Source organism: Xylanivirga thermophila, assembly GCF_004138105.1.
Classification (GTDB): Bacteria; Bacillota; Clostridia; order Caldicoprobacterales; family Xylanivirgaceae; genus Xylanivirga; species Xylanivirga thermophila.
Map to the genome: position 1 here is coordinate 1 of NZ_RXHQ01000075.1, position 1607 is coordinate 1607.

Here is a 1607-nt window from a genome sequence, read left to right on the forward strand (position 1 = left end):
GAAAAAACAACTGGGAGATTGTTAGGAAGGATGAGACGGGTATTCTAACAACCTTTGGAACCATTAGATATAACAGGACTTACTTTAAGCCTAAGGCTGGTGGTAAGAGGAAATATCTTGTTGACGAGCTTGTTGGTTTGAAGCCTCATGATAGGGTGAGTGCGGATGTGGTTATTAATGTGGTGGATGAAGCCATAGACAGCACCTATAGGAAAGGTGGAGAGGTGGCTGGATATCTAGACGAAATAAGCAAACAAGCTGTTATGAATAAAATACATAACCTAAAGATAATAGAGCCTGAGCTTAAAGTGGATAAGAAGAGGGATGTTAAGATCCTATACGTTGAAGCAGATGAAGACCATGTTTCCCTGCAGAGGCAAGGTGATGAAAAAGATAATCAAAGCAAAACAGCTATGCCTAAACTTGTTTATGTACATGAAGGAATAGACCCTGAAAGAAGCAGTAAAACAAGGACCAGACTTAAGAATATTAAATACTTTGGTGGTATGTATAAAGAGAGTGAGGATCTCTGGCTCGAGGTCATGGAATATATAGATAAGCAGTACAACCTGGATTCAATTGAAACCATATACCTCTCTGGTGATGGAGCATCCTGGATTAAAACCGGGCTTGATTGGATCCCTAAAAGTAAGTTTGTTCTTGATAATTATCACCTTAAGAAATATATGATAACGGCAACTGCGCACCTAAATGATGAAGACATTTACCAAGAGCTAAAGGATGCACTTGATTGGCCAGATAAGGATATGGTTAAGGAAGTCTTTAAGAAGATACTTAAGCTAACTGATTCCGAAACGAAAAAGAAAGCAGTTAGGGATGCTAGGCGGTATATATTGAATAACTGGCATGGAATAGAAATAAAGGCTGAAAAGCGTGATGAGATAGTTGGTTGTAGCGCCGAAGGCCATGTAAGTCATGTATTCTCAAATAGGCTAAGTAGCAGGCCTAAGGGATGGTCCCAGATAGGTGTTGCTAAGATGTCTAAGCTTATCATATATAAGAAAAATGGTGGAAAGATTTATGATTTAGTTATGGCCCAAAAGCTTAGGGAGATGGAAACTAGTAAACATGAATTGCAGGATGAGTTAGTCAAAGAAGTAAGGAAGTTATCTGAAAGCAGGTATGCTAATTCATGGAATAGCAACCTGACTGTATTTACTCTGGGGAAGAAAACAGGACTATTTAATGAACTAAGGAGTGTAGCAGGAATACGATAATATTAGTATTCAATGACAATAAAAAGCGATGGATGTATACCATCGACCCTATAGCTGGGCTACGCTGTCAAGCCCAGAACGTAGTGAAGTTTATTTTAGGCTTGACAGCAATGGCAAATGGTAAAATAGCTGTGTTTTTATTGAAAACACTAAATGGATCATTGGTGCTTTATCCTTTTATGCTATAATAGGTAGAACCACAGCAAACAAGTTGTAAAAGGCATGGCCTAGAGCTGATTAGAGTGTTAATGGTGTAGATAAAACTATAATACCAAACAGTCATCTGAATATATGGGAACTGTAACTTTAAGTAAAAATATCCCAGGATGTTATCTATTCTTCTTTTCCCTACAGTAAATTGACGCTATC

At 38.0% G+C, this 1607-nt stretch carries 1 protein-coding gene; it reads left to right on the forward strand.

Annotated features, from left to right (window positions below):
* A partial coding sequence (locus EJN67_RS13915) for an ISLre2 family transposase (RefSeq protein ID WP_129725025.1) occupies positions 1-1238 on the forward strand: 1238 nt, incomplete at its 5' end.
* Positions 1239-1607: the final 369 nt, after the last annotated feature.